The sequence below is a fragment of the Streptomyces sp. NPDC051921 genome, assembly GCF_040680975.1.
Taxonomy (GTDB): Bacteria; Actinomycetota; Actinomycetes; order Streptomycetales; family Streptomycetaceae; genus Streptomyces.
The window spans coordinates 1-6107 of record NZ_JBFAXU010000052.1; the positions used below are offsets into that span (position 1 = coordinate 1).

The window sequence follows — 6107 nt, forward strand, 5'->3', positions numbered from 1 at the left end:
GCGGGAGGGGACGAGATGTCGTCCCCTCCCGCGGCTCCGGGGTTTCCGCGTCCCCGCCCGCGGCGCCGGGGCTTCCACGTCCCCGCCCGCGGCTCCGGGGTTTCCGCGTCCCCTGTCCGGCACCCGGCACCCGGCCCTAGGCTCCCTCCATGGGACACCCTGTGCGCACCCACGACGGCCGGCTTCTGGTGGCCGAGGAATGGGGGAACCCCTCGGGAAGCCCCGTGCTGCTCTTCCACGGGACGCCGGGCACCCGCCTCGGCACCCTGTTGCCCGGGCTCGCCGAGGAGCATCCCGGCTTCCGGTTCCTCGCCTACGACCGCCCCGGCTACGGGGAGTCGGAGCGCGCCCCGGGCCGCCGGGTCGCCGATGCCGCCGCGGACGCGGCCGCGGTCGCCGACGCCTTCGGCGTGGGCCGCTTCGCGGTGGTCGGCCGGTCCGGCGGGGCTCCGCACGCGCTCGCCTGCGCGGCGTTGCTGCCGGAGCGGGTCCGGGCGGCCGCCGTACTGGTGGGGCTCGCTCCCCCGGACGCCGCCGGCCTGGACTGGCACGCCGGCATGACCCCGTTCAACGTCCGCGAGTACGGCCTGGCCCGCGCCCACCTGGACGGGCGGGACCCCGACGGGCTCGAACGGGACCTCGTCGCCCGGGCCGCCGTCATCCGGCGGGACCCGGTCCGTCTCCTCGACGACCTGCGTGCCGAGCTCTCCCCCCATGACCTGCCGGTCGTCGAGGACCCGCGCGTGCGCACGGTGCTGCTGCGCACCTACCGGGAGGCGCTGCGGGTCTCGCACCACGGCTGGCTGGACGACTGTCTGGCCTTCGTCGTCCCGTGGGGCTTCGACACCGCTTCCGTCACGGCGCCCGTGCTGCTGTGGCACGGCCTCGACGACGCCTTCTCCCCCGTGGCGCACACCCGTTGGCTGGCCGGCCGCATCCCCGGCGCCGAGCCCGTCCTCGTACCGGAGGCCGGGCACTTCGCCGCGCAGTACGCGCTGCCCGAGGTGCTGCGCTGGCTGGACGGTCAGGGCAGCGGGCGCTGATACGAGGTCGAGCGGGCGCCCTTGAGGGCGTCGAGGATCCGTTCGTGGCTGTCCCCGACGACGTCGACCACGCGGACCCTCAGGTACAGGGCCTCCACCTCGTCGACGAAGCGCTGGGAGAAGGCCCCGAGCATGGTCGTCTCGTACGAGCCGGTGCCCACCAGCGGGAAGTTCCCCATGGTGACGAGCTGGAAGTCCTCCCCGACGGTGAGGCCGGCTCCGGTCAGCGCCGCCGCCGCGCCCTGGACGTCCGTCCACGGGGCGGCCTCCTGCGCCGTGTCGTCCCGCAGCACGACCCGGCACGCGTACTCCTCCACCACCACCGTGTGCGACCCGCCGTTCAGCAGCCCGACCTGCCACTCGGGCACGCCGCCCCGCAGGTGCCCGGTCTTCCAGTCGGCACGCCAGCCGAGCAACGGGCGTACGGTGCGGGCGTACTGGGCCCGGGCGAGGACCGCGCCGGCCGCGACCGCGAGCAGGCTGCCGAGCGGTTCCATGTCGAGGAGCTGGAGCCGCCACGGCCAGGCGGCCCGCGCCGCCTCCGTCATGTTGGCCCGGACGATCTCCCAGCCGAGCACCCCCGTCAGCAGCACGAGCAGCATGATCGGCACGGTGAAGAGCAACGGGCTGCGTCGCACCCTCCGTTGCGCGTCCGCCTCGAATATCGGCCCACGTCGCCTGAACCTGCCCACTGCCACTCCCCCGGGTTCGCGAACGAGGGTCCCCGGCAGGTTGCCCGGCCGGGGACCACGACCGGGCTCATGGTGCCCGAAGCAGGGCGGGACCGACCAGTGCCGGTCCGATCACGCTCCTCCGGAACCGGGGCGGGCCCCCGAGAACGTGACCGCGCGGGGCCGGATGAGGTACGAAGGGTCCGTGAGTGATCAGTCCACCGACGCGACCATCCGCGTGTTCATCGCCCTCGCCCCGCCCGACGACGCGAAGGACGAGCTGGCGGCGGCGCTGCGCCCCGCCTACGAGGCGTATCCCGCCCTGCGCTGGAACCGCATCGAGGACTGGCACATCACCCTGGCCTTCCTCGGCGAGCTGCCGGTCAGGGCCGTGCCGCCGCTGCGGGACCCCCTCGCCGCCCTCGCCGCGAGCCGTCGCCCCCTGGAGCTGGGGCTGCGGGGCGGCGGTCATTTCGACGAGCGCGTGCTGTGGAGCGGCATCGACGGCGACGTCGAAGGGCTGCACCTCCTGGCGACGCGCGTCCGCACCCTCGTGACGGAGTGCGGTATCCCCTTCGAGGGCCGACCGCTGCGCCCGCACCTGACCCTGGCCCGCGCCCGCCGGGGCGCCGAGTCGGCCATAGCCGACTCGGCGGCGGGCCTGGCCGGCTTCTCCGGGCGGCCCTGGCCCGCGGCGCGCCTGCACCTGGTCGGCAGCAACTTCGGCCGGGGCCCCGGGCCGATCCGCTACCAGGACATCGAGTCGTGGCCGTTCGAGGGGGCGGGCGACTGAGGAGGGGCGTGCCTCCGCTCCTCCTCCTCGCGGCGCCCGCCCGTCACCCGCCCACGGCGATGTCGAAGATCCTCAGCGCCGTGCCGGACGTGAGGGCGCCCTGCGGCAGGGTGACCGCATCGAGCGTCTTGCCGGCCGGCAAGGGGATCGTCTGGGCCCACACCGACGCCGTGTGGGCGTACCGCGCGGTGCCTCCGTTGTACGGCGAGGTGTGCTGGTTCTGGTAGGTCGCCCGCGCGACCAGCACGTTGCCGGTCACGGGGGTGGTGTCCCACCAGTCGGTGAGCCCGAGGGTGAAGGGCTGCGTGCTGCCGTCGCGGAAGCGGAGGGTGCCCGTGCCCGCCGGCGCGTGCGAGGTGCTGAAGCCGAGGAGGCCGAGCTTGCTTCCGGTGCCGGTGACCTGCACGGTCTGCCCGGCGGCGACGACGTGGTCCGGGGAGCCGAGGGCGCCGCGGTGGAAGGTGAAGGTGACGCCGCCCGAGGTGACCTGCTGCCCCGGGGCGAGTCCCGCCGCCGCGAGCGCCTCCGCGGAGAAGGAGCGGCCGGAGTGGGTGGCGGAGGACAGTCCGCCCGCGCTGGGGTTGGCGTCGGCCGTCACGCCGACCTGGTTGTACGCCGCCGAGAGCGGCAGGGCTGCCGGGGTGACGCCGGGGCCGTTGTACGCGCCGCGGTTCGGGCTCGCGCTCGCGGACACCGGGTTGCCGAAGTAGTCACGGCCGCCGTTGGCGGCGACGACCGCGCCGGAGCCGAGTGCCGGGGAACCGGTCCGGAGGCGGTATCCGGTCACTTCGGCCAGACCTTCGCCGCCGCTGCCGGGTGCCACGAGCCCGGGGTCGGAGGTGATCGCCCGGCTGTCGCCGGGTGCCGGGGCGATGCCGCCGAAGTAGGCGTTGGAGTCGTAGCTGACGCCGGTCCCGGTGGCGAAGCTGCCGCCGGGCGCGACGAAGACGTTGTTGGTCACGCGCTTGTTGGCGCTGATCGTGTCCTCCATCGGCCGGGAAGGGCAGATGAAGGTGTTGTTGTAGATGTGGGTGATGCCGGTGCCGCCCGTGGTGACGACCATGCGGCAGTCGTCCTGGGAGACGTTGTAGCGCAGGACGGCGTCGGTGGCGGTGGAACCGCCGCAGTTGCCCAGGCAGTTGAGGTACCAGCCGCCGGCGTTGCCGAAGGAGTAGTTGTACTGGAACAGACAGGTGCCGGTGGTCGCGATGTCACAGTCCCACGCGGTCGAGTCGAAGGTGGACGGCCGGCTGCGGCCGACGACGTTGAACTGGAAGGTCGGGTTGTGACTGTTGTACGGCCACATGCCGGCGAAGTTGCCTGCGACGAAGGGGTAGTTGCCCAGACCTAGGTCGAGTGCCGTGTTGTGTTCGACGAGGGGCGCGACGGCGTTGTGCACGACGATGCCGTCGCCGCCGGCCTCGCGGATCGTGTTGCCGGCGATGTGGACGGCGGTGCTGCGGCTCGCCCCGTCACCGCTGATCTTGACGGCGCCGCCACCGGTGTCGTGCACCTGGTTGCCGGTCACGGTGATCCCGTCGAACGGCCCGGCGGTGCCGGAGGCGTGGCGGACCATGATGCCGGCCGAGTAGACGTACCAGGGCGCGTTGGTCCCGGTCTTGTCGCCCCAACCGGCGGTGTCGTGCACCTCGTTACCCGTGATGACGATGCCGGCCTTGGGCACGGCGGACACGGAGTCCACCTGGATCCCGGTCCGTTGGGCGCGGGCCGGGGAGGGGTTGGTCACGCGCAGGCCGCGGATGGTCCAGTGGCTCTGGTCGGTGAGGTGCACGGCGTACGGGGCGCCGTTGCCGTTCACGACGGGCGCCGGGCCGCTTCCGTACGCCCCGAGCGTGATCGGCGCGTCCTCCGCCCCCGAGCCCCGCGGCGCCAGCGTGCCCGTGCACGTCGTGCCGGCGCGCAGTGCGAGGCTGTCCCCGGGGCCGAAGACATGCCCGTTGGGCCCGGCGAGGGTGTTCCACGGCGCGGCGGCGGAGCCGTCTCCGGCCGCCGGGGCGGAACAGTCGACGTAGTAGGCGCCGCCCACGGCGGCGGTCGCCGCCGGCGCGAGGGTGGTGAGCCCGGCGACGCTCACGAAGGCGCCGACGGCCGCGAGGGTGGCGCGGACCCTTGATCTCACTGACATACCTGCCTCTGGTGACGGGGCCGACGAGGTGCTGGGGGTGGAGAGGGGACGCGCTGTGAATCTCGGGGCCGAACAACCGAATGTCAAGAAGTTCGGACAGAAAAACCCAGATTCAAACAGAAAGGCAACACGGACCCGGCCGGCAGGGCGCTCCCGCCGGAGGCACGTAGCGTGGTCGACACCACCGCGCCGTGGACCACCGGACGGAGAGGAGGCGCGGCGATGGCCGAGCGCGTCGTCGAGGCCGACGGCATCGAGCTGTGCACGGAACCCTTCGGCGACCCCTCGGATGCGCCGGTCCTGCTCGTCATGGGCACGGGGGCGTCCATGCTCTGGTGGGAGGAGGGCTTCTGCCGGATGCTGGCCGGGGGCGCGCGCTTCGTGATCCGCTACGACCACCGCGACACCGGCCGGTCCGTCACCTACGAACCGGGGCACCCGGGATACACCGGCATGGACCTCGTCGAGGACGCCGTGCGGGTGCTCGACGCCTACGGGCTCCCGGCCGCCCACGTCGTGGGGGTCTCGGCCGGAGGGGCGCTCGCGCAGCTGCTCGCGCTCGGTCATCCGGCTCGGGTGCTGTCGCTCGTCCTGATCAGCACGTCCGCCGCGGTGCCGGGCGGCGACCGCGAACTCCCCCCGCCGACGCAGGAGTTCCTGCGGTTCGCCTCGGACGCGCGCGTCGACCGGTCGGACGCCGACTCGATGATCGCCTACCAGGTCGCGTACGCGCGCGTGCTCTCCGGGGGGCGCCGTCCGTTCGACGAGGACGCCGCCCGGCGCCTGGCGCGCCGCGACGTCGGACGCGCGCGCGACGTCGCGGCCCTGCGCAACCACGACTCGCTCCCCGAGGGGGAGCCGCCGCAGGCCCCGCTCTCGTCGGTCGGCGTGCCCACGCTGGTGATCCACGGATCCGCCGATCCGCTGTTCCCCCTCGCGCACGGCGAGGCACTCGCGGAACGGATCCCCGGCGCAAGGCTGCTGGTCCTGGACGGCGCGGGACACGGCGTCGAGCGGGCCGACTGGGAAGTGATCGTCCCGGCGATCCTCGCTCTGACCACCGCGGGCGGAGCCGGGCGAGGAAAGTCCCGGGAGGGTTCAGGACGGGACCGGTCCGTGCGGGACCGGTCAGGATGGGACCGGTCCGTGCGGGACCGGTCAGGATGGGACCGGTCCGTGCGGGACCGGTCAGGAATGGAGAAGCCCCGGCCGCCCCGCGCCCCCTAGCGTGATGGTCATGGCAACCACCACTTCCTCCGCAGCCGTCACGTCCCTCGCGTCCGTCACCTTTGAGGTGGCCGCCCTCGAAGCCGCGCGCCGCGCAACGCCGCCCTGACTCCCGGCCCTGCCCCAGCGACCGACCGGCGAACATCCGCCGGTGCGACAGCCGGGCCCTGCCCCGGACGACCGGCAAGCACACCTCTACAGCGCAAGGAGCACAGCATGAAGGCGCA

Annotated in this window: 5 protein-coding genes; 3 read left to right on the forward strand and 2 right to left on the reverse strand. The window is 73.7% G+C overall.

All coding sequences use genetic code 11. From position 1 onward, the window contains the following. The first annotated feature begins 149 nt into the window (after window positions 1-149). Window positions 150-1043 (forward strand): alpha/beta hydrolase, encoded by an 894-nt coding sequence (locus AB0M16_RS36075; RefSeq protein ID WP_365350764.1) that lies wholly within the window; start codon window positions 150-152, stop codon window positions 1041-1043. On the opposite strand, the gene AB0M16_RS36080 is transcribed toward AB0M16_RS36075, so the two are convergent. Beyond that, window positions 1025-1645: a hypothetical protein gene (locus AB0M16_RS36080; RefSeq protein WP_365350766.1), complete on the reverse strand. Its 621-nt coding sequence runs from the start codon at window positions 1643-1645 to the stop codon at window positions 1025-1027. The two genes, AB0M16_RS36075 and AB0M16_RS36080, sit on opposite strands and share 19 nt — an antisense overlap. Window positions 1646-1919: 274 nt before the next feature. Here AB0M16_RS36080 and thpR point away from each other — a divergent pair, with 274 nt between their 5' ends. Then, window positions 1920-2507, forward strand: coding sequence for an RNA 2',3'-cyclic phosphodiesterase (gene thpR, locus AB0M16_RS36085; protein WP_365350768.1), 588 nt, complete (start codon window positions 1920-1922; stop codon window positions 2505-2507). A 43-nt stretch (window positions 2508-2550) separates the two neighbouring features. Here the strand turns inward: thpR and AB0M16_RS36090 are convergent, their stop codons facing one another. Then, window positions 2551-4647, reverse strand: a complete 2097-nt coding sequence (locus AB0M16_RS36090) for a right-handed parallel beta-helix repeat-containing protein (RefSeq protein WP_365350770.1) — start codon at window positions 4645-4647, stop codon at window positions 2551-2553. Window positions 4648-4875: 228 nt separating this feature from the next. On the opposite strand from AB0M16_RS36090, the gene AB0M16_RS36095 reads away from it, so the two are divergent. Further along, window positions 4876-5880, forward strand: a complete 1005-nt coding sequence (locus AB0M16_RS36095) for an alpha/beta fold hydrolase (RefSeq protein WP_365350772.1) — start codon at window positions 4876-4878, stop codon at window positions 5878-5880. The last annotated feature ends 227 nt before the right edge of the window (window positions 5881-6107 follow it).

Excerpts from the sequence above, each read along its gene's own strand:
- AB0M16_RS36075 (WP_365350764.1), top strand. The coding sequence starts at position 150 with ATGGGACACCCTGTGCGCACCCACGACGGCCGGCTTCTGGTGGCCGAG.
- AB0M16_RS36080 (WP_365350766.1), bottom strand. The coding sequence starts at position 1,645 with ATGCTGCTCGTGCTGCTGACGGGGGTGCTCGGCTGGGAGATCGTCCGG.
- AB0M16_RS36095 (WP_365350772.1), top strand. The coding sequence starts at position 4,876 with ATGGCCGAGCGCGTCGTCGAGGCCGACGGCATCGAGCTGTGCACGGAA.